The following is a 26,044-nucleotide window of genomic DNA, read 5'->3' as shown; positions in this document are numbered from 1 at the left end:
AATTCTACGCTACTCATCGCACAATGGCTTTAATTGTTAAATTTATGTGAACCATCGCAATGATAAAAACGAACCCTGCCCCACACAGTTTGATTGATTCTAATGGTCAGCCGATCATTGGACATTTCGATGGCATCCCAAAACAACTGAACATCGAGAACTTTGACTACCGAAACTCGATGGATTCAAAAGCAGGTCCTTGGCAGAAGCACTTCCACTACAAGCAATTTCAATTTGTCAGCATCGTCACCGAAACGCACGTTATCGGCGTGGCAATCGCGGATATTCGCTACTTGGGCTCGGCATTTTGTTATCTGTACGATATTGAAAACAACCATCTAGAAGAGTCATCTTGGTTGAGGCTATTAGGGTTTGATAAACAAGTTACCGCTTCGCCATTTGACGGCACGACAAACATTGCAGGCCAAAGCATCACCTTTAATATTGAAGGCGGGCAATGGCAAGTTCGCTTGAATACCAAACTCATCAAGGCCGATATCGCTTTAGAACCTGAAGCCGACAGCTTGCCCTTGGCGATGTGCAGCCCAACGGGTTATTCAGGTTGGACTTACACCCAAAAGCACAATGCTTTGCGCATCAGCGGTGAAATCCAAATCAAGGGAGAATCACTCGTTCTCGAACAAGCTCGTGCCGGTTATGACTTTTCAGCGGGCTACATGAGACGTGAAACCAGTTGGCGCTGGGCAAGCATCAACACGCAATCCAATGGCACAGATATTGGCCTAAACCTCGCGGCGGGCGTGAATGAAACCGGAGGCTGCGAAAACGTGTTATGGGTCAATGGAACCAGACACTTGCTTAACTCGGTACAGTTTACGTTCAGTCGCCAAGACACGAACTTGCCTTGGCAGATAACATCACAAGATGGACGTATAAACCTGGCCTTTATGCCCCTTAATAACCGCAGCGAAAAGCTCAATTTATGGCTGTTAAAGAGTAACTTTCGTCAGTTCATTGGTCATTTTTCTGGCTCGATTGAAGACAACAATGGAGTGACACATCAACTCGATGGTGCTCTTGGTCTAACAGAAGATCACTTTGCACGCTGGTAGCGAAATTCTGCTAACTGAATCTCAGACGATCAAGTCTAAGCAAATTTGATACTAAGAACGCGTATGGCGACTCAACAAGGATAAAACATGAATATCGACGCATTAATCAATCACCCAGAATTGCTATTGTTGGTATTAGCGCCCTTGTTCGTGGTGTGCATGTTGGCTGAGTATTTTATCGGTCAGAAACAAGGTCGACTACCAGATAACTCCAGCTATAAACTTTCAGAGGTGATGTGTAACTTCACGCTTGCGGGAATGCATCAACTCTCCGATTTACTCACCGGGTTATTGGTCGTGCAGCTGTATCTTTGGATGTTCGGTTGGCACTTAATGGACATCGACATGGGCGTGCTGAGTTTTGTTGTATTGATGGTGTTACAAGACTTTTTCTATTATTGGTTCCATAGAGCAAGCCATCGTGTTCGCTGGATGTGGGCCGCGCACGTCGCGCACCACAGTTCAGAACAGATGAACTTCAGTACGGCTTTCCGTCAGAGTTTGATGTACCCATTCGCAGGCATGTGGTTATTTTGGGTACCGCTCGTCATCATAGGCTTCGACCCTAAATGGGTCATCTTTGTGGTGCTTCTCAACCTTGGTTTGCAATTCTTTGTCCATACACAATGGATACGAAGCTTGGGACCACTTGAATACATCTTTAACACCCCATCACACCACCGTGTGCATCACGGCAAAAACCCGCAATACATAGATAAGAACTACGCCGGCGTTTTGATCATTTGGGATAAGTTGTTTGGTACGTTCGAACCGGAAGTTGAAACAGTACGTTACGGCGTCACCAAGCCAATAAACAGTTTTAACCCGATAGTGGTCACCTTTCAAGAATGGAAGGCCATAATCAAAGATTTGAAGAACCGAGAGCTAACCATGAAACAAAAAGTGCGATTGATACTGTCGCCTCCTTCAGACTAATCAAAACGATCGGATTTAGTACACCTTATGAAAATCAATGAGGTTGAATGTGAGGTCGCTTACCCAGAAATCGCCGTCCAAGTCGGCACCTTGCACGTATCGCTTGTCGCCCATTTCTAAAGTCACAATGTATTTGCCCGCGATGAGCCCCTCTACCATGTAAAAGCCATCGCTCTCAATCTCGCTCGAATACTCGGTGCCTTTCTGGATATGTTTAAAGTGCAGATAAGCACTGTTTTCTAGATCGCCTTCCACTGTGCCATCGACGCCAAATGACACCACCATTTCGATGTGAGCATGAGTTAGCCCGACTTGCTTAGTGTTTACAAACACAGGGTTTTGAATCGGCGTGAGGTTAAGGTCGAGTGCCCCTTCATCGATATAGATAGGTAGATTATCTCGAGCCGGAACACTTGAGAATTCAAATCGGCCTTTTGCATCGCTGACCGCTCGTTGGTCCAAGATTTGTAGGCTTACGCCTTGTATGGGTTGTTTGTGGTGATCGTAGACAACGCCCGTCAGCTTAGAATGGTTGTATCGATTCCACTCAACAAACTCACCAATGCTTTCATCAAAGTAAGTTTTAGCACCGAATTCTGTCGTCATCTCGACACCGTATCGGTCTTCGGTTCCTTCTAGCTTAAAGAGTAAATAAGGGTTCACTCGAGCTTCTAAAGAGGCGGAAAACGAAACCTCCTGCTTTTGATAGCGAGCCGATACGTTCGTCGTGAGCTCTTGAAAAACCTCTAGAGGATCTAGCAGGCACTCTTTACAGGCATTCCTTAGGGATAATTCTGTTCGTTCATGATGACCAGAGCCATCAACGGTTCCAGAAATATTCCACGACGTATCTGAGAAACCGCTTTTGGCCAAGCCAATCGTGTGTAGATAGTCTTCTTGATGAGAAGCTTTGGTGTATCGATAGTCACCGGCGTATGAGACAAACAGATTACGAGCCACTTTCGAGTTCAACTTGGGTTCAACGCTCAACTCATCTTCATCATCCCTTACCGTTAAAAAGGCCGTTAGATTGGCAAGCGACAGGCTGTATTTGAACACATCGTACTCCATCGACTCTAAGTCCAATTCATCGGTTTTATTGAGCTCTATCGATGCCGACTGATCGCCGTTGATCAAGATATCAAACTCCATTGGAAAGCGATTGAACTCAGGTAACCAACCGATATGACCCGCGAACCAATGCGCCGGTAAGTATCGTCCTTGAACGCCAATCAAGTCTTTGCCATTTTGCCTCATAAAGGCACTACCCACAGTGAAGTAATCGGCAAGCCCATATTCGAGCGACACAGCGCCAGCTCGGTCTGCACCTTCATTGCCCACCACTTGCACACCCCACTCGTTGCTTGGCAGAAATGCATCTTCTAAACCGGCGACGGTGATCTCTTCTTCCTGCCAGACACCTTTCGATAAGTAGTAGCGAAACTTGATGGTGTCACCTGGGGAAATATTATCTTCTTCAACCACGAAGCGTCCAAACTCATCAGAGCGATAAGTGGTTTGATAAATGCCATTGACTAAAACATCGATGCTGATATTAGGTTGAGTAGTTCGTTCGAGTTGAAGGTTGCCGAACTCTGTCTGTCGCTTTCGGTTGGTGTAATAGAGCCCATCTTCGAGGGTTTGATTCACGGTAAATACGCTGCCATCTAATAACACATGGCCGACTTCCAAAGAGCCTTCACCGTCATGAGCTTCTACCGCAATGTTGTAATAAACGATGGGGTTATCTTCTCGTGAATCAATCGACAAGCGAGACAAAGAGTGTTCAGTGCTTAATATGGTGTCTGAGATTGCGTAAACATCACCGCCAGTTTCACTGTCGTGATAAACCGAAGTCGCTAAGCGAGTCGCCAAACCCACAGCGGCAACAGGTTCGAAAGCTGGCGTGCTTTCAGCTCGCTTGAGATCCTCGGCCTTCTTACGTGATTCATTTTTCATCTTAGAAATAGCGGCTTCCAGTTCAGTCAATGAACTGAATTCTGGAGTAACGGTGAGCCGATAATCATCAATATCCCAACGCACTTTTGCCGGGATACAAACTTGTAAGCTGTACCAGTGAATGTAAGTTTCTGAGTCGATGACTTGATATTTGATCGACTGGATATTGTTGTCATCGCGATAACAAATGGCTTGTTCGGTATCTAAAATGTACGGAGGAGATTCTCTTCCCACATCTTGAGGCAAATACAGTTCGCAATATCCGCTTTCATCACACTGACCATTCATTTCGAGCAGATAAAAAGCGGCATTGGATATCGAAATGAAGGGTTCTTCGTAGTCATCCATCATGACACGATAAAAGCTATCCCCCACTTTCCCGACTCGAACTTCAACATGGGCTGGATAGAGTTCACTCGCCTCACTTTCTGCTTTAGATTGCGAATACGCACCAAAAGGAAACAGTGAAGCGAGCAACAAAAGTCGCCAAACCATGCAATTGAACACTGGCTTTTACAGAGTTCGCTTCAATGAAACGAGCACTACAGAACACATTCGTACAGGGGCTGTTCGTTCTGAACCAGTGAGATCTTTGAGTCTTTAGGAAAAGCCTTGGTTAATTCAGAATTACGTAGTAGCACCACTTTTTCGCTATGCTCATCAACATTCAATTTCGCAGTAAATTGAAAGTTACCATCGTTGCGAATCTTGATGCTTTGGTTGTCACACGCAAACTTAACATCTTGCACCTGCTCACCTTTCTGAACATAAACGGGTACATAACTGTTGATGTGAAAGTTCAGTTGAAAGGCTGAACCATCACTGTTGGTTTTACTTGAAGACAACGCAATGTCTGATAGCTCTGTAGCTTTTGCTATTGGAGAAAACCACAAGTAAGCACGATATTCACCATCAGCCATGTCAGCAGGTAAAGCATTCATACGTAAGCGAACCGTGCGTCTTTGATTGGGTTTAAGTTCACGAATTATTGGTGGTGACACTTTAATCCAACTCGCGATATCTTCTGATTGCGCGATATTAGCGTCAGTTCGAACTAAGCCACTCGCCTTTACCGGGCGATAAATCGGTTTTATCTCCAAGCGAATCGGTTGATCTGAATTGTTTTCGACGACGATTTTTTCAGTCACCGAAGTGTCGGCATCCAGCACAAAACGAGTCGGTGCGATGAGTAACTGAGCATAGGCTTGTGTTGTGAAGATTAAGCCGAGAACACATGAGATAAACAACTTCATTTATAATTAACCTCAAAAGGGATTGTACTGGTGTAAAGACCTGCTGGGTGGTTAGCGCCGATTTTCACTTTGGCACCAATACACAATAATTTGCTTCTTCCATTCCCTTTGATTTTGGCTCTACCACGCTTTGATAAGCCACAACCAAAATAGAACTTTCTAATACGCAGGCGTTTGGATTGACGAGAATGGTTTAGATATTGCTTGGAAGGGAGAGAAACCACGATTTTTTTACCAGGCTCACCTTCAACATAAAAACGAACCACATAAACCTGACTATTGGATGGGTTTGAATCCGCATTCTGGCCCGACCCAGAGATATACATGCCCGGAAATTTCACTTCCATATTCTCAGGAATAATTTCTAGCGCATGAAAAGGGCTGGAGTAAATCATCAGACCAATATAAATTGCGTATTTGAATAGAACACTCATAGTAAAAGCGGCTGCTTTATAGCAGCCACAATATTACACTGGTTTCATTTAATTACTGGTAAGTAACATCTACTGCAACGTTAGCAGTATATGTACCAGCAACTAATGTCGCACTTGAAGTACGTGCAGTACCACCAATATTAAGAGCCGCAGTACCACCGGTAAGAGTAATAGCGTTATTAAAGTCGAATTCAGCTGCAATCGTATTTACGCCGTTAACCAAGTTAGTATCAGAAATACTTACTGTTACTGCATCACCAGATTCTCCAGAAAGAGTAAATGCCGCAGCTCCAGCATCACCTTGAGCGATAACAACGTCCGTTGTGTTGTCTGAAGTGATGATACCGAAGTCAAGATCACTTGTTTTTGTCATTGTAATTGCTTGTTTTACTTCTAGTGTTGCATCAAAAGTGTCACTCACAGCGAAAACGTTCGCTGAAGAGATAGAAAGTGCAGATACAGCAACAACCTTAAAGACTTTGTTCATTTCTTTAATCCTTTATATAAAATCGGCTTTATTATTAGGGTTACCTAATAGTCAATCAAAGTTAACAATTAAGTAACAACAATCCTATTTAGAAAATATATATATTGACACTTATTTATAAAGAAATGAGGCGCAGTGAGAATAAGATCACGCAAATTGATATAAATAACACTAACAATAATAATGGTATTGAATCATTTTCACCAATTATATATAAAACTGGTTTTACACTTAATTCCTTTATTTTTGTACGTAATTATTTCTATAAAATACCTTAATTAGAACAACCCTAAAATAAAGAACAAGAATAAACCCTTATTATATTCAGGTTAATTACTATATAGATCACCGTGTTGCAATACAGTCTCAAAAATGAAACATACTGACAATTAAAATAAATTGTAATGAAAATGAAATATTAGAGCTTTATTTATATCCAATTCAAACACGGATTATAGAAAGTATTAACAATGAGACAAACATAACACTCCAGTAAAATTAACCCCGACAATCATAAATACCGAAAATTAATTAAATCTAAGAGGATTGTATTGCGAAAAACACCTTGATTGGACAGAGCCAAGACAGGCAAGTGAAGCAGTTTAAACATCTGTGCTACGGTTTAGACATCTGCGCTGCGGTTTAGACACAAGCACAGCGAATTAGCCTCAGGTACAGCCGATTAGCCACCAGTCAAAAAACAACGAGATGTTTCTAATCACACAGCTTTAGAGTACAAGACAAACAAACTCATTCGCGGTAAACCTCAAACCCGACTCATCGCCTTACAACAGCTAAGGTGAAAAGATAGGTAAAAAAGAGGTACACAGGCAGAATTGTGACCATAGAAAAGCCACAATTGGATTCAAAACCTTCCCCACCGACTCGATTGAATAGTAAAGCACCGTTTTCCGGCAATTTATTTGTGATCTGGGTTGCACGCGTACCGCATACTATCAGATACTGAACAAAACTAACCTTCAGCCACAGTAAACGTTCCGCGCTTGCTGTTCAGGAAATTCAATGAGTTCAGATAATCAGCCGACCTACTTCTTTTTCGATTACGAAACGTGGGGCGTTAGCCCAGCAAAAGACCGTCCGAGTCAGTTTGCGGGTGTTCGTACCGACCAAGATTTCAATGTTATTGGAGAGCCTCTGGTTATCTATTGCCAACCTCCTGCTGATTATCTCCCTGCGCCTGAAGCTGCACTGATCACCCGCATCACACCACAAAAAGCGGCTTCACAAGGTCTTCCTGAACCAGAGTTTATCGCAAAGATCCATGCTGAGTTGGCGAAACCAAATACCACAAGCCTTGGCTACAACAGTATTCGATTCGATGACGAGGTAACGCGTTACACCTGCTACCGAAACTTCATCGACCCATATGCGTGGAGCTGGCAGAACGGCAACTCACGTTGGGATCTATTAGATGTAATGCGCGCTGTTCACGCACTGCGCCCTGAAGGCATTGTTTGGCCAGAGAACGAAGAAGGTTATCCAAGCTTCAAACTGGAACACCTATCTGTGGCAAACGGCATTGAACATGAGAACGCGCACGATGCGATGGCAGATGTTGTTGCGACCATCGAGTTAGCGAAGAAGCTGAAAGCTGCACAACCTAAGATGTTCGATTACCTTTACAACATGCGTCATAAGCGTAAGCTGAATGACCTGGTTGATATTGTAAACATGACACCATTGATGCACGTTTCGGGCATGTTTGGCCGTGACTGCAACTACACAAGTTGGATTGTGCCTATGGCTTGGCACCCAACCAATCAAAATGCCGTTATCGTGGTTGATTTAGCCAAAGATCCAAGCCCACTGTTAGAACTGGACGCTGATGAACTCAGAGACAGACTCTACACCAAACGCAGTGAACTGGGAGAAGACGAGCTACCCGTACCAATCAAATTGGTTCAACTGAACAAGTGCCCTATTCTTGCTCCAGCGAAAACGCTGACGGCTGAAAATGCCGAAACCATCGGTATTGATCGCCAACAATGCTTGAAGAACTTGGCATTGCTGCGCGAACACCCAGAGATCCGCGAAAAACTGATCGGCTTGTACTCACAAGAACGAGAGTACGAAAAGAGTGATGATGTTGATACACACCTTTACGACGGTTTCTTTTCACCTGCTGATAAAACAGCGATGAATATCATTCGCGAAACTGACCCAAATAACTTGGCAGCTTTAGACATCACCTTCGGTGATGAACGTATTAAACCGTTACTGTTCCGTTACCGCGCTCGACATTTCCCATGGACGCTCGACGAAACTGAGCAATTGAAATGGGCGAACCATTGTCGTGAATTTTATGAGAGCCGTTTAGAAGAGTACATGCTCAACCTTGAAAACCTCGCGCATGAACATGAAAGCGACGAGAAGAAAATGGCTATCTTGAAGTCGGTTTATCAGTACGTAGAAAAGTTAGCTAGCTAATTCCATTATCAAGAGACGTAACACTTTGAAAGAAAGATTGATCCAGCTGGTTTACTGCTTAATCTCCTTCACCTTAATCATAGGTGCACTTACAGCAGGTAACGCGTTACAGCACTTTTTGGATACCTCAATCCCAGGCAGTATTTTTGGCATGTTGATTCTGTTTGCCGCCATGGTGATTGGTATTGTTCCTTCGCACTGGGTACAACCCGGTGCAAGCTTGATTATCCGCCTAATGATCTTACTGTTTGTTCCGATCAGTGTTGGGTTGATGGATCACTTCGACATGCTCATCGCGAACGCATTGCCAATTATGGCGAGCGCCGTTGGTGGCACGTTGCTGGTGTTGGTGTCCTTATCATGGTTTTTAGACCGCTTGCTTTCGAGAGGTAACTGATCATGTGGATTCTACTCACCATCGTGGTATTCCTGTTTGCTCGCTGGGTAAGTCAAAAAGTGAACTCACCGCTGTGTAATCCTCTGCTGATCAGCATTGGTATCATCATTCCGATACTCACGTTCTTCAAAGTACCATTTGAGACTTACTATGCAGACAACACCTGGATTACCTACATGCTGCAGCCTGCGGTTGTTGCCCTTGCTTATCCGCTTTACGAACAGCTACCTCAAATCAGAGCCAACTGGCGCATCATCACCTTTGCTTGCACGCTAGGTAGTGTTATGTCGATGACAACGACAGCATTAATCGCAGTGGCTTTTAAAGCGGACTTAACTTTGATTGCGAGTTTATTAGGTAAGTCAGTCACCACGCCAATTGCTATGGAAGTGTCGAGCCATTTAGGTGGTGAAGCAGCGATTGCGGCAATACTGGTATTGATTGTTGGTCTATTTGGGGCAATCTTTGCTTACCCAATCTACAATCTCATTGGTATTAAGAGCCCTATCGCGCGTGGTTTAACCATGGGTACCGTGTCTCACGCTTTAGGTACTGCGACATGTGCTGAAAAGAATCAGGAAGATGCTGCATTCAGTTCGTTGGCATTGGTTCTTTGTGGGGTTATCACCTCAATCATTGCACCGAGTATATTTTCGCTCGTGGTTTGGTTCTATTCTTAACCACTTTGATTACAGTTTATACGCGCTCTAATCGATGAGTTGGTAAATAACTAAACTCACTGGTTCGCGACTTTTAAGCGTTACAGATATCAATAAGCCCAAGCATAACCTGATTATTTCAGTGATAGCTTGGGCTTTTTTCTCTCATTTATTCATCAATACGTGACAAACCAAACTCAATTTCAAGCAATAAGTGCGATATCAATGGTAGTTTTTACTCTTGCAATCGATTTCATCTGTGACCTCACTCTAATTATGCAAACCAATGTAACAGCAACAACGCAGTAGTGATCAAAGTCACAGAAAATTCCTGAGCATTGCATAGAATTAAAGCCTAAGGTCAATTAAGGATTCAACATGAACAGTCGTATTACCCTGGCGCTGGAAAGTGCTCCAACAGCAATCAAAGCACTTTTGAGTGACATCGTATTAGCAGACAACTTTGACGCGACATTGTCTCCAGAACAATTTGCTAGCCTACTGCAAGCAAGTGGTTTAGCGGATGACGAGCTACGTATTGCGCTACTTCCTTTTGCCGCAGCCTATTCTTACGCTCCGCTATCTGACTTTTATGTTGGTGCAATCGTGCGTGGTTTGTCTGGCACTCTGTATTTTGGTGCAAACCTTGAAATCGCTGGTGCTCAACTTGGCCAAACAGTACACGCCGAGCAATCTGCAATCAGCCACGCTTGGATGAAAGGCGAACAAGGTATCTCTGATATCACAATCAATTTCAGCCCTTGTGGTCACTGTCGTCAATTCATGAACGAACTGACCACAGCGAAAGAGCTTAAGGTTCAGCTGCCACAACGTGATGAAATGTCTCTGCAAGAATACCTGCCAGACTCATTCGGCCCTGCTGATTTAGGTGTGACGACTGGCCTAATGACTAAGCTTGATCATAAGCACACGACTGAAGAAACAACGCCTATTGTTGTAGAAGCGCTAGCAGCACTAAACCGCAGCCATGCTCCATACACCAAAAACCTAAGTGGTGTTTCACTGCAATTGACGTCGGGTGAGGTTTTCACCGGTGCTTACGCTGAAAACGCAGCGTTCAACCCGAGCTTACCACCTCTACAAGTGGCGTTGATTCAACTTAAACTGGCTGGCTTCGATTTTGAACAGATTGAAAGTGCAGCGTTGGTTGAAATTGCCGAAGGTAGCATCAGCCACCTAGCGGATACGCAATCTACATTAGAAGCGATTAATCCCGACATTCCAGTGACTTACTTAGCAATCTAAGTACATCTAATTAACAAAATTTTAAATAAGCAGCCCTATTTAACGGGGCTGCTTTTTTTATACCTGTAATTAACGCAACAACTTGCGCAAACGTTTGCTTTTATCATTGAAATAAGTATGATCACCCCGTTTTCAATCAATCGCTCAAAAGATCGGAAGGAATTTCTATGTTTGGTACTGCTACTCGTGAAAATGCTACTCGTGTACTTCTATTAGGTTCAGGTGAACTCGGCAAAGAAGTTGCTATCGAGTGCCAACGTTTAGGCTTGGAAGTTATTGCATGTGACCGTTACGCAGACGCACCCGCGATGCAAGTTGCACATCGTAGCCATGTATTAGACATGTTAGACGGCGATGCACTGCAAGCAGTCATTGAACTTGAAAAACCAGATTATGTGGTTCCTGAAATTGAAGCTATTGCCACCAGCAAGTTGGTAGAGCTAGAAGCTCAAGGCTTAAATGTCGTTCCCACTGCAAATGCGACGAAGCTAACGATGAACCGCGAAGGTATCCGTCGCCTAGCTGCAGAAGAACTAAAACTGAGCACTTCTCCTTACCGCTTTGCAGACACCTTTGAAGACTTCGCTGCCGCTGTTGAATTCGTGGGCATGCCTTGCGTTGTTAAGCCAGTAATGAGCTCTTCAGGTAAAGGCCAAAGCGTTATCAAAACAGAAGAAGACATTCAAAAGTCTTGGGACTACGCACAAGAAGGCGGTCGTACTGGCGCGGGTCGCGTAATCGTTGAAGGCTTCATCGACTTTGATTACGAAATTACGCTACTTACCGTTCGCGCTGTCGACGGTGTGCATTTCTGTGCGCCTATCGGTCACCGCCAAGAAGATGGTGATTACCGTGAATCATGGCAGCCACAAGTGATGTCAGACAACGCACTTAAAGCGGCGCAATACACGGCTGAGCAAGTCGTTAACGCACTCGGCGGTCACGGCATCTTTGGTGTTGAACTGTTCGTTAAAGGCGACCACGTGATCTTCAATGAAGTATCCCCTCGCCCACACGATACTGGCTTAGTGACTCTTATGTCTCAAGACTCATCGGAATTCGCACTGCACGTACGCGCCTTTACTGGTATGCCGATCAAATCCATCACGCAATACGGCCCGTGTGCATCAGCGGTTATTCTAGGCCAAGGCACTTCAACCAACATTCGTTTTGAAGGTCTTACAGAGGCGCTAGACGCACCACAGACGCAAGTTCGCTTGTTTGGTAAGCCTGATATCGATGGTCGCCGTCGTCTAGGTGTGGCACTTACTCGTCGCAACAGCACTGAGACAGCGATTGAAGATGCAATTGAGAGCGCGTCTAAAGTAAAAGTGATTTACTAGCTGTTAATTACCATTTTCTAGCTAATGACTACTAATTGGTAACGACTAACTCAGATCTGAACCATTACGTTCTCGCATCTGAACAATCACGACTTCAAATCTGAACAATAAAAAAGACGGGCTATCGAGCCCGTCTTTTTGTTGGTGTTATCTTTTTTATTGAAGCGGTTTTTTCGCTAGAGAGTTCACTGCGCTTAAGCGTCTGACTCAATCAAGTACACTTCTTCACTAAATCGAGACAAGCCTTTTTTGGCAATCTTCGGATGTTCATCGTCTGCAATATCTTGATTCAACAATGTGATTTTGTATCCCGCGAACAACTGATCAATCTCTAGTTTAGGTACGCTAAACGGAGGCCCTGCCATCTCGTTTTGGTCGTAATCCAGAGTTACTAGAAGGATCTTACCACCCGGTTTCAGTCGTTGTTTCAAACGCTCTACATACTGCACTCGCATCTCTTCAGGCAATGCGACTAAAGACGCGCGATCATAAATGGTATCGACAGGCTGGATTGGCGCTGAGAAGTAATCACCCGTGTAGATGTTCAGTTCATCAAATTGATACAGCTCGTGCTGACCACTGATTTGAGTCACAGTCGGGGTGTAAAGGTGCTCTGCAAAAAATGCGCGAACCGCTATCTGGCTTAACTCGACACCTTGAACATCTTCATGCTTTGAAGCTAGCCAAATCAGATCTTCACTTTTGCCACAAAGTGGAACAAACACACTCTTCTCATAGCTAGGCTCAGTCTTTTCCCAAAATTTAATCAGAAGTGGGTTTACATCTTCGAGGTGGAAACCAATTTGGTTGGCTGCCCATTTATTGTGCCAAAATTCAGGATTATTCATCTTTCGTTCATGTTAAACAATCATAATACAAGGGTACAGTATAGAGAGGTAAGAGCAACCTTAGCTTGGTTTAAAGTACCACATTGGTTTCGATAAAATCAGAAACTGGCTAAGTTCAAAGTTCTGATAATTGCGGAACTAACGGTTGGATTATTTGTCTATATCTTCACATTTTAAAGCAATATTAAACGTTAGAGTTGGTTTCTGTCTTAGCTAGCCCCATTTAATATGTAGTGAGTTTAGTTAAGCTGTTTTTACTCTTATGCGTTACTGGTTACCCCTTTTGACTACCCGTTTTTGTAACCTTGTATTTTGGAGTTTGAATGAGTGTATTTCTCCGTACGACGGCCCTAATGCTATTGGTATTGAGCCGAGCGCCTGCATTCGCAGCAGCACCTGTTTCAACAAGTTCGACTGATCAAACGCGCACCCCTGCGCAAAACCAAGTTTCATCAAACGTATTCCGTCATAGTTTGAGCGGCCTTTACGGCATCAAAGCCTTCGACTCACGCCCGACTCAGCCTTACACCGACTTCGATATTCTGTACAGCAAAGCGCATCAAGGCCAAGCTGAACTAGAAACTATCTGTAAAAGTACTGCCCTACTCACCAATTCTGAAGCGTTATTTGCTGGCGTTAAATCTCAAGCTCGTGCAGAAGAAAAAATCGCCCTTGAGCTTGATGGTGATGTGACAAAAATTACGGACTTAGCCCGTGCAACTATCATCGCGAACGATGTAGAGAGCTTGGTTGAAGTTTACGAAGCGCTAAGCCGTGAAGCAGACGTTGTTAAGCTGAAAAACAAGTTTAAATCACCAGCCGACTCTGGTTACCGTGACCTTAACTTGTTGGTTCGTTTGCCAAAGACCAACATCATTGCAGAGGTTCAACTTCACTTAAAAGCGATTGCTGATGTGAAAAGTGGCCCTGAGCACGAGCTTTACGAAATCATCCAAGGCATTGAGCGTCACGCAATTGCAGAACAACGTCCTATCAATGACATTGAAGCGGCACAAATTAATAGCTTAAGACGCCAATCTTTAGAGCTTTATCAACAAGCATGGCAACCTTACATTACCACGCACATCAAAGCGGCTTAACCAATGGCATAAACGCTTATCACAAACAACAACGACAAAGGGCCGCATAATCGCAGCCCTTTGTTTTATTTACTTTTTTACCTATCGCTATCTACTGTTTTACCTATCGAATCTCGTAAAAACCTACTTAACCAACTTCCCAGAAAGCCTCACCTATTGGTGATAATACTCTTTAGTGCGATTGTATAAATCCAATGGCTTCAACGTGCTATAAAACGCCGCCGCATCTTGTAAGTCTTCATCCGAAAGGTGTTTCACCACCGACTGCATGTACAAATCTTGGCGCTCATCGCTTTTAAAATTGCGCAGCTGCTTAAGAATATACCCTGCTTTCTGACCTTTGATGTTTGGATAAGATTGTACGAAGGGAATGATCTTGTCACCATGACACTGACTACATAGATTCTGAACCAACTTTTCACCTGCAACTAAGCTCGGAATGTAATCGTCAGTGATTACCTTGCTATCGACAAGAGTTTCAACCTCAGTTTTAGCTTCCGCTTTAAGCTTCGGCGCTGGTTCCGACTCCATGCCCAATGATTCGACTCGCGAGGCAACTTTATCTTCAGTGCTCTGCTTTTCATCAGTACACGCAGACAGCGACAAAACTACTGTAGCAGCGGCTGTCGCAATAACTGTATTTGCAACAGCTCTATTAACTACAGCTCTAATAACAACAGCTCCATTCGCAGCAATTCCATTCGTAAGAGAGGTCCGCTTTAATCGATTGATGATCATAGGATGTCTCCCGGCATAGGTGGCATCAAGGCGCTATCAATAGGCTTACGACGATACTTGTTCATATCGATGCCTTTGTCTTGATAGTAAGTACTGAGGTAATCCAATACCGGATCCCAAGTATCAGATAGATCCCACAGCCCTTGAGTGTCGACCATCCATTGAATGGTTTCACGCCATTGCTCTCGGTTACCGCTATTCTGAGCAACGATTAAGCTAGTATGGCAGGCGTTACATTGCCCTTTCACGGTCTCCCAACCGGGTGCCATAATCAGACCCGACGTTTTGTCTACGCCGTAATACTCTTTCGGATTCTCTGGAACTTCATCAGCATGAACAAGCATCGACGTTAACAAACTACACACTAATGCCGCTCTCATTATGCCTTTACGGTAACTGCGCTTGCTGGCAGGAGTTGAGTCTGCATGAAATGAGTGGCCATCAACCAAATTGGTAAGTTTAGAACTGCCATCAATAGGCTTATTGGAAATAGACAGCATCACGACACTCTTACAGCAATACGGTGACAACCATTGAACAGATAACCTTTAGGGTTCCATTGCGGTTGTACGACTGGCTGGCTATCGCCTTCACTGTCGGTTGCCTTTGCCCAGATCTCGTAATAACCAATCGTAGGAAGGTCTAAATCAGCTTCCCACTGTTGCCACGCGCCCTTATTTACTGGCTTGTTCAGCTTCGCATCATGCCAAGTAGTACCGTAATCGTAACTCACTTGCAGCTTCTCAACGGTTCTCAAGCCAGCCCAAGCATGACCACTGACTTTGACCTTCTTACCTAACGTAAACTCAGTGCCACTCTTTGGCGAAGTAATTAACGATTTAACGATCATCTCTTCAATGATTCGGAAATCTTTGTTATCCACTTTCTCACCCGGAGCGATTGGGTTCTTAGGCACTTGATAAGCAGGAGCCGCCATCTTGTGCCCATCATGGATCTTATTTCGAATACTGATGCCAGTCGTGCATTTCTGAGAAACAGAAGCCGGTCGGCCGCCAAATACCGTTCGTAGCGGGTAACCATGAAGATAAGGGATCGGCTCGCCATTCATTTCCCATGCAATTAAGGCGTTATCGTTCATCGCCGCTGCAATAGGAACGCCACGTGAAATCGCCTCACCTTTGCCACTCAAGTGCTTATCAAAGCCATGGTTACCGACGTAAACCGCATCATCTTTAATTCCACAGTCTTTAAGCACATCACTCAGCAACACACCTGTCCACTGTGAACAATAGACGCCAGCATTGCTCCATTGATTGCCTTTAGTGCTTGGATAGAAGTTATTACGGCTGTTACCACCACACTCCAACACAAGGCTTTGTGTGTGATGTTTAAACTTAGATTTCAACTCTGCGATCGTATAGGTTTTGCTTTGCTTTACCGATTCACCTTTCACCTCGAAGGTCCAAGTATCTGGGTCCATCTCCGTAAAATCTGGCATCAAGCCATTCCAACGAACAAAAGGAACATCTGCAGGAGTCACAGCAGGCGCAAGCATACTTTCTGGCGGATACGCATTCAAAGGGTTGGTATTTAAAACGGTGTAGTAATCCGGTAGATCTTCTGCTTTTGCCCACGTTAATGCATTGATGTCCAGTGCAGCTAAACCTTCAGGTCGATTCGCGGCAAATACCCACGACACCGGCAATGCAGATACTGCGGTTGCTGAAAGCGCGGCTTTAAGGAACTGTCTTCTATCTAAACTCATTGCGGTGACCCTGTGTTATTTAGTTGGTAAAAGTAATTGGCTAGCTTCTTGATGTCTTCTTCTGACAATAGCTGTGCGACTTTGGACATCGTTTTGTCCTCACGCTTACCACTTTTAAAGTCAGTCAGTTGCTCAGTAAGGTAGACTTGGTTTTGCCACTTAAGGTTAGGGATAGAGGGAAACGAGGTGTCGTTGTTACTGCCATGACAAGCAATGCACATATTGGCGAGTTGCTGGTACTCCGCTGCCGAAGCGACAGTCGATAAAAAGAGTAACATCAAAGCTAAAGCGGACTTACGCAAAGCTTCTCCTTAGATTTAGATCAACAAAATAGATTAACTGGCTGTTTATTGAGCGCATTACAGCAAATCATTCGGGTGATTTAAATTCAATTAGACTTAACCTCTGTTCAATTTCACTGAACGGATTTAAAAAACAAATAAGGTGCGTTGAATACATACTGCCTAGCTGTCCATTTTAAATGTACGGGTAATAAATGAAGACGGGCGTCGATGTATGGAGACAAGATAAGGTGCTGGGAACAAAGTTGTATGACTGAGCTGAAATGGCAGGTATTGATCGACTGTGGAGAATAACTAGACATAAGAGCTCTGCTTGACGGGCGTAAACAGAGCTCATGCGATGGTAATTGGTAATTGGTAATTGGTAATTGGTAATTGGTAAACTATAGATATAGATATAGATATAGATATAGATATAGATATAGATATAGATATAGATATAGATATAGATATAGATATAGATATAGATATAGATATACAGACTTACTGAAACCGCTTAGCAAACAAATAGCGCTTCTAGTAAACAAATAGCGCTTCTAGTAAAAACACCCCCTACTTCGATACTGCTCCGCCAAGGGTTTTGCTTAATCGAAAGTTAATGATCTTGTGAGATATTGCGTCATCGCCGTAATGCAGTTCCGACATATCGACAATGTCGTTATAGAGCACAATAACCTTGCCTTCTTGCTCGATAACAAGAACCTTTTGACCAAAAGCATCTAAACCAATGCTAGGAAAATCAGTCATCGCGGTCGCGCCAGGAGCTGGCCCTCCAAACACCAACAAAGTTGCTTTAGGAATCGATTGTCCAATCGATTCGGCCCGAGCCTTGTAGTCCCAATTCATAAACCAAACCGTGTCATCTTGTTCAAGAACATCTCGCTTAATGTTCTTTAACGTCGTCTCAAAGTCATAATCAGATTCAAGCGCTTCAATGCCATACCCTTGCTCTAAGGTGGCACTATTAACTGCAGAAGCATTATCTAGCCCAAGAACAAGCTGTTCAACCTGTAGTTGGTATTGTGTAAGCGTGGCGTCATCTGTGATCCCATGTCTTTTTCGAATAAACTCCGCGTCTGTGTAGACCGTTTTTTGAATCCCGCCTTCCATGTAGTTTAAAACTCGAAAAGGCAGATCGAGTCCTACTTCCGGGTTGCGTTTTAATAATGCGGTATTAAGAGCGTCATTGGTGTAGAAATCCACACGACTTGGAGCCAAATACTCTCCTGCTTGTTCCGCTAAACGAGAATGGTCGATAGTCAGCACATGATCCAAATTTTGCCCTTGGGCATTAGCTTCGACGGTCAAAGCATTCTGATCGACGGCTTGTAGCTCAGAGACATAAGCAATGGGATCAACTGTTGACTCACATCCCATCAAAGGTAACGCCAGCAACATCATTAAAGAACGATTTTTCATTGATAACCTCTTAATTTTTAATCACATGCCCAACAAAGCTATGCCTATACCTATACAGTATCAGTATCAGTATCAGTATCAGTATCAGTATCAGTATCAGTATCAGTATCAGTAGAGTGGACGCAGATTCACGCTAAGAAATGAGCTGATTCATCGCAACCGAGTTCAATCTTTCAACCTGATTGGAATGGGGCATCATCGATATCGTCAAAATGCTTTGAGCAATAACAGACGACTCAATCGGGACATATTTACTTAGATTGCCGATCATTAGCGGCTTAACAATTTTCAATAAACCTTGCAGAAATTTTTCATCCGTTCTTTTCTCATCACGGTCGCCCGCTAAAGGCCCGGGATGTAAAAAAGTCGTTTGTTCAAAACCCAGAGATTCGACCTTTGCTTCCATTTCACCTTTGCAACGAAGGTAATGGGAACGAGCGTTAATATCCGCTCCAAGGCATGACACAACAATGATGTGACCTACGCCAAGCTGCTGCATTTTCTCAGCGGTAGCTGTGACTAAATGGACATCAATTTCGCGCAGTTTTTCTTTCGTGCCAGCTTTCTTAATCGTGCTACCCAAAGCAATGATGCCAATCTCAGGCGGTTGATCCATTGTGATGTCTGGAGAGACTGACAGCGCTTCGTCAATCACTTGAGTCAACTTAGAACCTTCAACAACCAATCGATGTCGAGACAATGCATAAACGCGATTTACCTCATCACTTTTAAGCAGTGCAGCAAGCGTTTCTTTACCGACTAGGCCACTCGCACCAGCAATAATTATTGATTTGTTCATATTAGTTTCACCATTTAGTCGATTAACACTTACTGTGTACTATTCAATTTCTTCAAGCATTGCGTTAGGTATGATGCTTTCGATGGCAATGTACTGCTCAACATCGAGTAACAAGAAACAGCCATAAGCCAAACCACTCCAACCTAAGATCGACAACGTCAGCATGGCGAACGTCTTTCTCCAATCTTGATTAAGCCGCTTCGAAACAAAGGTGTAGCTTGGAATTCCCACCAGAACAGGGGCTAAAACAGCCATCGTAAGTTGACCATATTTATTCCATCGCTTCATAAAGCGTCTCAGCTTGGGCTTAAAAGCAACGGTTTTGTGGCGATTAAAAATGCTCGAATAAACTGGCGCAACCTTCCACCCAACATAAGCTGCCAGCAATGCGGGAAGTAGATTAAATAATAGCATTTCAGGGTATGAATATGACATGAGCGCTGCCAGAGCAGGCCCTGAATACGTTTTCCAAAGACTCAATAGCGCCATTGAAAACCCAATGAATAGATAACTTTCCAATGCTAGTGTCATAGATGCGATTCTCTCTTTGAACTGCCTGTTTGAAAGGCTCTGTGCAGAAATTTTCTGACTTTCAGCCACCCTTTCACTCTGTATTGATGACACAACAAACAAAACAAACCGATCGGTCTAGTGTTTTTTGTATCTGTTTACACTGAGTTCCTAGTACAAGCATAAGAAGCAAACTAGACAATTGGGTGAACTTTAAAAGTATATGGTGCAGATAAAGTTATGACAGGCTCGGAAATACATCAGTCTTAAGCTGTGGGATTGAGAACCAACCGTGAAATCAACGAATCTTAAGAGATGGGCATAATGATGGTGAATGGTGAATCTAGGATTGGGTTTGGAATTTGGAATTTGGAATTTGGAATTTGGAATTTGGAAGCTTAAAGCCGTTAGAGATTGAATGGGTGTTTTTCCTTGGGATAGATACAAAAAGACCACGCTAGGCGTGGTCTATTGCTTGGCTACTTCTCGATTTTAATATTCTCGACTCGGGCCTTTAATTTTTGTCCCGGTCTAAAAGTAACAACACGTCGAGCAGAAATTGGAATGTCTTCACCAGTTTTCGGGTTACGACCAGGTCGCTCGTTTTTCTCACGAAGATCAAAGTTACCAAAACCAGACAGTTTTACCTGTTCGCCATTTTCAAGTGCCTTACGAACTTCTTCGAAAAACACTTCAACCGTTTCCTTGGCATCCCGCTTGCTGTATCCGAGTGTTTCAAACAGGTTCTCAGCCAAATCGGCTTTAGTGAGTGCCATAAAACTTTCCTCAAAGCTATGTTATACATTGCTACCATCGCCAGTAGCGCCAAAGCATTTACCCTATTCAATCAATGAGATAAGGTCGTTTACAAGGAAAGTGTATGCCAAGCTTCTGATTTTCGCCAACTTTTTTATCTCAACTATTTAATTATTCTTTCAAATCAGAAAGATAAGTCGCTTGTAAATTCACATATATGGCTAAAAAACATCTACTTAACCACCATCAAATAGAACAACATGCCTATTAGTTAACTAAAAATAGAATTTAATACTTTAGAGACCTAAATGATAATTTTTGAGACTTTTATCCTATACCCAATAAAATCAGCGACTTGATTTGATATCGGACTCAACAGAGGTTATTAAATAAGCGTTATTAAATATGAGATTTGTATCATTTCAGCATTTAATTCGAATTAGCCTGAATAAAACCTTACTGAGTTACGCTTCCTACGGAGTCACTTGTTTAGAAGTTAACATAATAAAGCTCACCTTTGCATAAACAACCTAGCCGATACAGCTAGTATTGAACATGGCTGGTCGATGCTCCATCTACGTACCAGTTTGCCCCAGAAACAAAACTCGCAGCAGGACTAGAAATAAAGGTCACCACGTTGGCTACTTCTTCAGGGGTAGCTAAGCGACCCATTGGATTTCTATCGATAACTTTCTGGAAAGTGTCCGGCTCTTCACGCTTACACCGCCCCCATAAACCATCAGCAATATATGTGTCTCCAGGCGAAACAGTATTGACTCTCACCTTACGAACGTAGGTCAAAGACAAGGATTTCATGTAATGGGCAAGCGCGGCCTTCCCTGCTCCATAAGCATTGGCGTTACAAACTGTATATCCACTCGCTTTCGACCCAATATAGGTGATTGCTGCGCAACGCGACTCAAGCAATTTAGGTAAAACTAACGCAATGCCCTGTTGCGTGGCTGCCATGTCTTTTTGCAGAACATCTTCCCATTCATCAGAGAGTGCACTTACATTGGGAACAAAAATATCGATATTCGGAATTGACTCGATCCAAGCTTTCATTTGTGCCAAATCATGGACATCGACCACTTTTCCGACAACTTGCTTTGACGCTTTTCCAAGTTGTTTAAGCAGCTTATCTATCCGATGTTGAGAACGGCCACAGAACCAAACCTTCGCCCCTTCGTTAGCAAAGCCTTCAACTATTTTCGCCCCAATTCCACTAGAACCTCCAGTGACAACAACATTGATATTCCCTAACCTTAAATTCATCGTATCCTCTCAAATAGTATTGACTACCGAAAGGAAGTATCAAAAAAGATCGCTTACATTTCAAAGGTAATAACAAAAGTGACACTTTATGCTACCTTAGGTGTATGAAATAGCGATGGTATAGAGTAATGGACGCACTTGACGACGAAATTTGCACAACAATCAAACGCCATTTAAAAAAGGCGGGGATCTCTTATAAAGAAGTTTCAGAATTCACAGAATTTTCCGAAATAAGCATTAAACGATTGCTGAACGGCCATCAATCGCTCTCTATTTTGAAGTTACAAAAGATATGTGAATTAATTCAGCTCCCTCTATCAGCCATTATCACAGAAGCAGAAGAAGCATTAGCCTCGGTATCACTATTTACGGATGAGCAAGATGCAGCCTTCTGTAAAGAGCCGCCGTTATTTACTATTTTCCAAGATATTGTAAATGAAGGAGCAAACGCTCAACAGTTAATGGCCAGTTATGATTTAAACGAACCATCACTGCATATCTACCTCAGGAAACTTGAACAGTTAAAACTAATAACGATGTTATCTGGCTTAAAATTCAACGTCATTGTGCCTACAAATACAGCTTTCTCTGAACAAGCGCAATTTAGCGTTACCTTCAAAAACCAAGTCATAGATGCATTAAAACAGTCCGTGCAATATATAGATGCACGTAACAAACAGGCTTACTTTATTACTGCCAGGCTTAGGCTGACCGAAGACGAATTTAAAGAATATAACGCTAAGCTTGAGGAGTTAATGTTAAAAACACTAAAGATTAGTCAGTCGCATAACCGAATGACTGAAGGAGTCAACGACTATGCCATTGTCGACATGGGCGCCAAGGGTATTTTCCACCCAACACTCAAAGCGCCAGTAAATTTGGTTTAAAAATTTCAGCATGCTCATTATTCCGTAAACCCTCGCCATGATTGCTTGGCGAGTCTTTTCATTACCTACCTCAGCCAAAACTAATATTCATCACCCTGAGTATTTATCCTCGACACCACAAAGAAAAAGTACGTTTCACACCTCAACTTGATATGTTATAACATATCAATACTATCATTAATTATGTAGATTGAATGAGAGACATTGAAGCGATCATTGAGCACGTAAAACAAGGCTGCAAAGCCAATGGCCAACAATTTACGGCAAAAAGACGATTGATATTGCGGGCATTGGTTCACACCGACAAAGCGTTGTCTGCGTATGAACTCGTTGATTATTGTAAAGAGCATTTTGACCAACATGTTCAAGCGATGTCGGTTTATCGAGTGTTGGAGTTTCTTGAAGAGCATCACTTAGCGCACAAACTTAAAGTCTCCAACAAATACATCCTCTGCGACCATATCCTTTGCGAACATGAGCATGGTATCCCTCAATTTTTAATTTGCTCAAAGTGCGACAAAATCAGCGAGCAAACCATCGACCCTGCCATGATTCACGGGCTTCAATCCCATGCAAAACAGGAAGGTTTTACCGTGGTCACGCCTCAACTAGAGATCAGTTGCGTGTGCGATGAATGCGTCGATACATAAATGCCCAGCGCCATCAATGGTGGTATGCCCAGTGGCATTACGAAAAAATAAAAGAGCTCAATATGTTAAGAAGAAACCCAAACGGCCATATGCCAGAAGTATCGGAGACCGCTTTCATTGACCCAACGGCCATCATATGTGGCAAGGTCATCATTGAAGATAACGTGTTCATTGGCCCTTACGCCGTGATTCGTGCTGACGAAGTCAATGAACAAGGCGATATGGAAGCCATCGTGATTAAGCGTGATACCAATATTCAAGACGGTGTGGTTATTCACTCAAAAGCCGGTGCTGCCGTCACTATTGGTGAACGCTCATCCATCGCCCATCGCTCGATTATTCATGGCCCTTGCGAGGTCTGTGACGACGTATTTATTGGCTTCAACTCAGTAGTCTTTAATGCGGTAATTGGCAAAGGCTGCGTAATTCGCCACAACTGTGTGGTAGACGGGCACGACTTACCTGAAAGCTTCCACGTACCACCAATGACCAACATCGGCTCAGGGTTTGATTTGAACAATATCTCCAAAGTCCCACCTGAGTATTCTGCGTTTTCAGAGTCAGTTGTTTCGGCAAACCATACCCTTGTGCAAGGTTATCGGAGAATTGCCAATGAGCTCTGATAAAACACCTATCTTAGGTATTCCAACCAACATTATTACTGGCTTTCTCGGCGTGGGTAAGACCACTGCGATTCTCAACCTAATGAAGAACAAGCCCGCAGATGAAAACTGGGCTATTTTGGTGAACGAATTTGGAGAAATTGGCGTTGATGGCAGTTTGATCCAAGGGAACGACAGCAAACAACAAGTGTTTATTCGTGAAGTACCTGGCGGCTGTATGTGCTGCGCGGCAGGTTTACCGATGCAGATCGCGCTGAATCAACTGTTGTCTGAAGCAAAACCTGATCGCTTATTGATCGAGCCAACCGGGCTTGGTCACCCTAAAGAAGTACTAGAAGTCTTGTCTTCAGAGCACTATCGTAAAGTGTTGTCACTGCAGAAAAACATTACTTTGGTTGATGCCCGCAAGCTTTCTGACACACGCTATTCTGAACACGATACCTTCAATCAACAAATCACCATTGCCGACACCATCGTGGGTAATAAAGTCGATCTCTACAAAAGTGGCGATGCAGAAAAACTGGCTGAGTACGTCGCACAGGTTTGTCACCCAGACACCAAGCTAATATTTGCTCATCACGGTAAGATCCCTTCAGACGAGTTTGATGGAAACACCAGCTTTTACCATCATCAAGCTCATGGGCACCATCATCACCATCATCATAAGGAAGACAAGCCACTCGCTTCAGAATTACCGATGCCAGAAAGCGGCATGATAAAGGCGAGCAACCAAGGTGAAGGATTTGAAAGTATTGGTTGGCGATTCGCGGCTGACAAACTGTTCGACCGTCAGCAATTGCTTAAGGTATTAGTTGGACTCAAAGCTGAACGAATGAAAGCGGTATTCATCACTCAAAGCGGCATCTTTGGTTACAACCTAACGGAAGATGGTCTAACAGAGTGTGAGTTAGATGAGTGCAATGAAACCAGAATAGAAGTTATTGGTTATAGCATCGACAGTGACCTCGAAAACCAATTGTTAGCGTGTCAGATTTAGCCAGAACGGGTTAACCCTTCCCCCTCTTTAAAATCAAAGCCCTATGAATTGATACACTCATAGGGCTTTTTAACCAATCCGTTATAGGTTCAAAACGCTAGTTCACTGAGACCAATCGCTTCTCGGCAAGTGCCATAGCAATATTGGCTTTAGCGTAAGCACTCTCATTGATGAAATGTGGATAGATGTCTTGTTCGCGCTCCCAATAGATATCATAACCAAAGAAAGTCGCTAACAACGGCTCCCCTTGTTTCACTACCTCGAAATCTCTACCACAAATCGCTGGGTGTACTGTAGCGACTCGCATACCATCAGGACCAAGCGGAACATTCACCTCTTCAACATAGAAAAAGGCATCGTAATCTTCTAAGGCTTGTACTTGGTTGAGGTTGTGCTTCTCAACATAATCAAGAACCATGGTCAGCATCTGCTTCATCAGTTTGAGAGTATCGAACTTAAGTGAGCCATGTGCCTGAGCGCCAACTTCAATCATCACACCACACTTGCCTGTTGTGCAAAGGTAAGGCTGCTCATCCCAAGGCTTTCTATCTTCAAACAGAATATTGGCTTCCGGCATTCGCTGTTTCACGTAAGCGCCCATTTTTTGGTAGAAAGCATCATTGGAAAGCAAGATTAATGTCGCTCCCATATTGCTGGTCGTGTTGTGCAAATCCACGATCAATTGCTGCTCTTTGCTTGCGTGTCTATCTATAAACTGTCGTGCGACTGTGTACTCAGCTAAACCTGAAGTATCGTCGTTGTTAGCATTAGAAAACTGACGATTTAGGTCGGTATCAACATATCGAACGTTCTGCTCTACCGCTTTAGGATTTGCGATAACAGAAGTAGTCGAAAACGTTGAACGATCGGCGGCATACAAACGCTCTTTGATGAGTTTGTTTAAATAGATTCCTGAGAGCTCGTTACCGTGTGTTCCAGCAACCAGTAAGACTTGATTAATGTTGTCCATGTCATTGATTTCCAAATATCGAAAGTGCAAGTCACCCTTGCTTTATTGTTACAATATAACATAACAACAATGAGTTCATTTCTCCAGAACACTTCGTAATCAGGCACTAGATAGTCCTAAGTAGACACAAAAATTCAATATGGAAACGATAACTCATTGTGAAACATACACACAAAGGCCCCGCAATTG

General features: G+C 43.4%; 27 protein-coding genes. 12 read left to right on the top strand and 15 right to left on the bottom strand.

Features of this window, described 5'->3' with window-relative positions; genetic code table 11:
* Positions 1–59 precede the first annotated feature (59 nt).
* Both AC3CIA_RS07055 and AC3CIA_RS07050 read left to right on the top strand, forming a co-directional pair.
* A complete protein-coding gene (locus tag AC3CIA_RS07055; RefSeq protein WP_488518766.1) occupies positions 60–1,073 on the top strand; it encodes a DUF2804 domain-containing protein in 1,014 nt (337 codons plus the stop codon).
* A gap of 87 nt (positions 1,074–1,160) precedes the next feature.
* On the top strand, positions 1,161–2,009 hold the full coding sequence (locus AC3CIA_RS07050; protein WP_428783457.1) for a sterol desaturase family protein: 849 nt from the start codon (positions 1,161–1,163) through the stop codon (positions 2,007–2,009).
* Between the two features lie 15 nt (positions 2,010–2,024).
* Here AC3CIA_RS07050 and AC3CIA_RS07045 read toward each other — a convergent pair whose 3' ends face one another.
* From AC3CIA_RS07045 to AC3CIA_RS07030, 4 genes are read right to left on the bottom strand one after another with little or no spacing between them, the layout of a single operon-like run.
* Positions 2,025–4,463 carry a carboxypeptidase-like regulatory domain-containing protein gene (locus AC3CIA_RS07045; protein ID WP_488518765.1) on the bottom strand — a complete coding sequence of 813 codons (2,439 nt, stop codon included), beginning with the start codon at positions 4,461–4,463 and terminating at the stop codon, positions 2,025–2,027.
* 47 nt (positions 4,464–4,510) lie between these two features.
* The gene (locus AC3CIA_RS07040; protein ID WP_054546463.1) at positions 4,511–5,221 is read right to left on the bottom strand and encodes a fimbrial biogenesis chaperone; all 711 of its coding nucleotides are present in this window, start codon (positions 5,219–5,221) and stop codon (positions 4,511–4,513) included.
* On the bottom strand, positions 5,218–5,655 hold the full coding sequence (locus AC3CIA_RS07035) for a DUF4402 domain-containing protein (protein WP_474355525.1): 438 nt from the start codon (positions 5,653–5,655) through the stop codon (positions 5,218–5,220). The genes AC3CIA_RS07040 and AC3CIA_RS07035 overlap by 4 nt, the downstream gene beginning before the upstream one ends.
* A 52-nt stretch (positions 5,656–5,707) precedes the next feature.
* Entirely contained in the window at positions 5,708–6,142 is a 435-nt protein-coding gene (locus tag AC3CIA_RS07030) for a DUF4402 domain-containing protein (protein WP_004734871.1), read from the bottom strand.
* Between the two features lie 1,023 nt (positions 6,143–7,165).
* On the opposite strand from AC3CIA_RS07030, the gene sbcB reads away from it, so the two are divergent.
* From sbcB to purT, 5 genes are all read left to right on the top strand, one after another.
* Entirely contained in the window at positions 7,166–8,590 is a 1,425-nt protein-coding gene (sbcB, locus tag AC3CIA_RS07025; protein WP_488518764.1) for an exodeoxyribonuclease I, read from the top strand.
* Positions 8,591–8,615: 25 nt separating this feature from the next.
* Positions 8,616–8,987, top strand: coding sequence for a CidA/LrgA family protein (locus AC3CIA_RS07020; protein ID WP_004734867.1), 372 nt, complete (start codon positions 8,616–8,618; stop codon positions 8,985–8,987).
* Positions 8,988–8,989: 2 nt separating this feature from the next.
* Positions 8,990–9,667 (top strand): LrgB family protein, encoded by a 678-nt coding sequence (locus tag AC3CIA_RS07015; protein WP_004734865.1) that lies wholly within the window; start codon positions 8,990–8,992, stop codon positions 9,665–9,667.
* 357 nt (positions 9,668–10,024) lie between these two features.
* Positions 10,025–10,912 carry a cytidine deaminase gene (gene cdd / locus AC3CIA_RS07010; protein ID WP_017086319.1) on the top strand — a complete coding sequence of 296 codons (888 nt, stop codon included), beginning with the start codon at positions 10,025–10,027 and terminating at the stop codon, positions 10,910–10,912.
* 167 nt (positions 10,913–11,079) lie between these two features.
* On the top strand, positions 11,080–12,255 hold the full coding sequence (gene purT, locus AC3CIA_RS07005; RefSeq protein ID WP_004734863.1) for a formate-dependent phosphoribosylglycinamide formyltransferase: 1,176 nt from the start codon (positions 11,080–11,082) through the stop codon (positions 12,253–12,255).
* 194 nt (positions 12,256–12,449) lie between these two features.
* On the opposite strand, the gene AC3CIA_RS07000 is transcribed toward purT, so the two are convergent.
* The gene (locus tag AC3CIA_RS07000) at positions 12,450–13,103 is read right to left on the bottom strand and encodes a thiopurine S-methyltransferase (RefSeq protein ID WP_114633382.1); all 654 of its coding nucleotides are present in this window, start codon (positions 13,101–13,103) and stop codon (positions 12,450–12,452) included.
* A gap of 323 nt (positions 13,104–13,426) precedes the next feature.
* Between AC3CIA_RS07000 and AC3CIA_RS06995 the strand changes: the two genes are divergently transcribed.
* Positions 13,427–14,203 (top strand): RelA/SpoT domain-containing protein, encoded by a 777-nt coding sequence (locus tag AC3CIA_RS06995; RefSeq protein ID WP_017077978.1) that lies wholly within the window; start codon positions 13,427–13,429, stop codon positions 14,201–14,203.
* Between the two features lie 153 nt (positions 14,204–14,356).
* Here the strand turns inward: AC3CIA_RS06995 and AC3CIA_RS06990 are convergent, their stop codons facing one another.
* From AC3CIA_RS06990 to AC3CIA_RS06950, 9 genes are all read right to left on the bottom strand, one after another.
* The gene (locus AC3CIA_RS06990; RefSeq protein WP_488518763.1) at positions 14,357–14,941 is read right to left on the bottom strand and encodes a c-type cytochrome; all 585 of its coding nucleotides are present in this window, start codon (positions 14,939–14,941) and stop codon (positions 14,357–14,359) included.
* Positions 14,938–15,441 carry a hypothetical protein gene (locus tag AC3CIA_RS06985; protein WP_054546469.1) on the bottom strand — a complete coding sequence of 168 codons (504 nt, stop codon included), beginning with the start codon at positions 15,439–15,441 and terminating at the stop codon, positions 14,938–14,940. The genes AC3CIA_RS06990 and AC3CIA_RS06985 overlap by 4 nt, the downstream gene beginning before the upstream one ends.
* The gene (locus AC3CIA_RS06980; protein WP_065205387.1) at positions 15,441–16,667 is read right to left on the bottom strand and encodes a molybdopterin-dependent oxidoreductase; all 1,227 of its coding nucleotides are present in this window, start codon (positions 16,665–16,667) and stop codon (positions 15,441–15,443) included. The genes AC3CIA_RS06985 and AC3CIA_RS06980 overlap by 1 nt, the downstream gene beginning before the upstream one ends.
* A complete protein-coding gene (locus AC3CIA_RS06975) occupies positions 16,664–16,969 on the bottom strand; it encodes a c-type cytochrome (protein ID WP_004734857.1) in 306 nt (101 codons plus the stop codon). The genes AC3CIA_RS06980 and AC3CIA_RS06975 overlap by 4 nt, the downstream gene beginning before the upstream one ends.
* 552 nt (positions 16,970–17,521) lie before the next feature.
* Positions 17,522–18,388, bottom strand: a complete 867-nt coding sequence (locus AC3CIA_RS06970; RefSeq protein ID WP_488518762.1) for a DUF302 domain-containing protein — start codon at positions 18,386–18,388, stop codon at positions 17,522–17,524.
* Positions 18,389–18,521: 133 nt separating this feature from the next.
* Positions 18,522–19,187, bottom strand: a complete 666-nt coding sequence (locus AC3CIA_RS06965; protein ID WP_171314576.1) for a Rossmann-fold NAD(P)-binding domain-containing protein — start codon at positions 19,185–19,187, stop codon at positions 18,522–18,524.
* 39 nt (positions 19,188–19,226) lie between these two features.
* Entirely contained in the window at positions 19,227–19,718 is a 492-nt protein-coding gene (locus AC3CIA_RS06960; RefSeq protein WP_065205653.1) for a hypothetical protein, read from the bottom strand.
* Positions 19,719–20,176: 458 nt separating this feature from the next.
* A complete protein-coding gene (gene ihfA, locus AC3CIA_RS06955) occupies positions 20,177–20,473 on the bottom strand; it encodes an integration host factor subunit alpha (protein WP_004734853.1) in 297 nt (98 codons plus the stop codon).
* A gap of 523 nt (positions 20,474–20,996) precedes the next feature.
* A complete protein-coding gene (locus tag AC3CIA_RS06950) occupies positions 20,997–21,728 on the bottom strand; it encodes an SDR family NAD(P)-dependent oxidoreductase (RefSeq protein ID WP_488518761.1) in 732 nt (243 codons plus the stop codon).
* A gap of 128 nt (positions 21,729–21,856) precedes the next feature.
* On the opposite strand from AC3CIA_RS06950, the gene AC3CIA_RS06945 reads away from it, so the two are divergent.
* The 4 genes from AC3CIA_RS06945 (at position 21,857) to AC3CIA_RS06930 (ending at position 24,885) form a co-directional block, all read left to right on the top strand.
* On the top strand, positions 21,857–22,615 hold the full coding sequence (locus AC3CIA_RS06945; RefSeq protein ID WP_488518760.1) for a helix-turn-helix domain-containing protein: 759 nt from the start codon (positions 21,857–21,859) through the stop codon (positions 22,613–22,615).
* A 194-nt stretch (positions 22,616–22,809) separates the two neighbouring features.
* On the top strand, positions 22,810–23,265 hold the full coding sequence (locus tag AC3CIA_RS06940) for a Fur family transcriptional regulator (protein ID WP_065205392.1): 456 nt from the start codon (positions 22,810–22,812) through the stop codon (positions 23,263–23,265).
* A 62-nt stretch (positions 23,266–23,327) separates the two neighbouring features.
* A complete protein-coding gene (locus AC3CIA_RS06935; RefSeq protein WP_065205393.1) occupies positions 23,328–23,888 on the top strand; it encodes an LbetaH domain-containing protein in 561 nt (186 codons plus the stop codon).
* A complete protein-coding gene (locus AC3CIA_RS06930) occupies positions 23,878–24,885 on the top strand; it encodes a CobW family GTP-binding protein (protein WP_065205394.1) in 1,008 nt (335 codons plus the stop codon). Before AC3CIA_RS06935 ends, AC3CIA_RS06930 begins: the two co-directional genes overlap by 11 nt.
* 97 nt (positions 24,886–24,982) lie before the next feature.
* Here AC3CIA_RS06930 and AC3CIA_RS06925 read toward each other — a convergent pair whose 3' ends face one another.
* Complete coding sequence (locus AC3CIA_RS06925) at positions 24,983–25,855, bottom strand: aspartoacylase (RefSeq protein WP_488518759.1); 873 nt, start codon at positions 25,853–25,855, stop codon at positions 24,983–24,985.
* Between the last annotated feature and the right edge of the window lie 189 nt (positions 25,856–26,044).

This window comes from Vibrio sp. QJM3NY_27 (assembly GCF_057785955.1).
Note: the sequence above shows the minus strand (reverse complement) of the source record. Positions and strands in the feature narration are given on the sequence as shown.

Bases quoted from the DNA above. Each gene is read 5' to 3' on its own strand.
- AC3CIA_RS07055 (WP_488518766.1), top strand. From the start codon at position 60: ATGATAAAAACGAACCCTGCCCCACACAGTTTGATTGATTCTAATGGT.
- AC3CIA_RS07050 (WP_428783457.1), top strand. From the start codon at position 1,161: ATGAATATCGACGCATTAATCAATCACCCAGAATTGCTATTGTTGGTA.
- AC3CIA_RS07045 (WP_488518765.1), bottom strand. From the start codon at position 4,463: ATGGTTTGGCGACTTTTGTTGCTCGCTTCACTGTTTCCTTTTGGTGCG.
- AC3CIA_RS07040 (WP_054546463.1), bottom strand. From the start codon at position 5,221: ATGAAGTTGTTTATCTCATGTGTTCTCGGCTTAATCTTCACAACACAA.
- AC3CIA_RS07035 (WP_474355525.1), bottom strand. From the start codon at position 5,655: ATGAGTGTTCTATTCAAATACGCAATTTATATTGGTCTGATGATTTAC.
- AC3CIA_RS07030 (WP_004734871.1), bottom strand. From the start codon at position 6,142: ATGAACAAAGTCTTTAAGGTTGTTGCTGTATCTGCACTTTCTATCTCT.
- sbcB (WP_488518764.1), top strand. From the start codon at position 7,166: ATGAGTTCAGATAATCAGCCGACCTACTTCTTTTTCGATTACGAAACG.
- AC3CIA_RS07015 (WP_004734865.1), top strand. From the start codon at position 8,990: ATGTGGATTCTACTCACCATCGTGGTATTCCTGTTTGCTCGCTGGGTA.
- cdd (WP_017086319.1), top strand. From the start codon at position 10,025: ATGAACAGTCGTATTACCCTGGCGCTGGAAAGTGCTCCAACAGCAATC.
- purT (WP_004734863.1), top strand. From the start codon at position 11,080: ATGTTTGGTACTGCTACTCGTGAAAATGCTACTCGTGTACTTCTATTA.
- AC3CIA_RS07000 (WP_114633382.1), bottom strand. From the start codon at position 13,103: ATGAATAATCCTGAATTTTGGCACAATAAATGGGCAGCCAACCAAATT.
- AC3CIA_RS06995 (WP_017077978.1), top strand. From the start codon at position 13,427: ATGAGTGTATTTCTCCGTACGACGGCCCTAATGCTATTGGTATTGAGC.
- AC3CIA_RS06990 (WP_488518763.1), bottom strand. From the start codon at position 14,941: ATGATCATCAATCGATTAAAGCGGACCTCTCTTACGAATGGAATTGCT.
- AC3CIA_RS06985 (WP_054546469.1), bottom strand. From the start codon at position 15,441: ATGCTGTCTATTTCCAATAAGCCTATTGATGGCAGTTCTAAACTTACC.
- AC3CIA_RS06980 (WP_065205387.1), bottom strand. From the start codon at position 16,667: ATGAGTTTAGATAGAAGACAGTTCCTTAAAGCCGCGCTTTCAGCAACC.
- AC3CIA_RS06970 (WP_488518762.1), bottom strand. From the start codon at position 18,388: ATGAAAAATCGTTCTTTAATGATGTTGCTGGCGTTACCTTTGATGGGA.
- AC3CIA_RS06965 (WP_171314576.1), bottom strand. From the start codon at position 19,187: ATGAACAAATCAATAATTATTGCTGGTGCGAGTGGCCTAGTCGGTAAA.
- AC3CIA_RS06960 (WP_065205653.1), bottom strand. From the start codon at position 19,718: ATGACACTAGCATTGGAAAGTTATCTATTCATTGGGTTTTCAATGGCG.
- ihfA (WP_004734853.1), bottom strand. From the start codon at position 20,473: ATGGCACTCACTAAAGCCGATTTGGCTGAGAACCTGTTTGAAACACTC.
- AC3CIA_RS06950 (WP_488518761.1), bottom strand. From the start codon at position 21,728: ATGAATTTAAGGTTAGGGAATATCAATGTTGTTGTCACTGGAGGTTCT.
- AC3CIA_RS06945 (WP_488518760.1), top strand. From the start codon at position 21,857: ATGGACGCACTTGACGACGAAATTTGCACAACAATCAAACGCCATTTA.
- AC3CIA_RS06940 (WP_065205392.1), top strand. From the start codon at position 22,810: ATGAGAGACATTGAAGCGATCATTGAGCACGTAAAACAAGGCTGCAAA.
- AC3CIA_RS06935 (WP_065205393.1), top strand. From the start codon at position 23,328: ATGTTAAGAAGAAACCCAAACGGCCATATGCCAGAAGTATCGGAGACC.
- AC3CIA_RS06930 (WP_065205394.1), top strand. From the start codon at position 23,878: ATGAGCTCTGATAAAACACCTATCTTAGGTATTCCAACCAACATTATT.
- AC3CIA_RS06925 (WP_488518759.1), bottom strand. From the start codon at position 25,855: ATGGACAACATTAATCAAGTCTTACTGGTTGCTGGAACACACGGTAAC.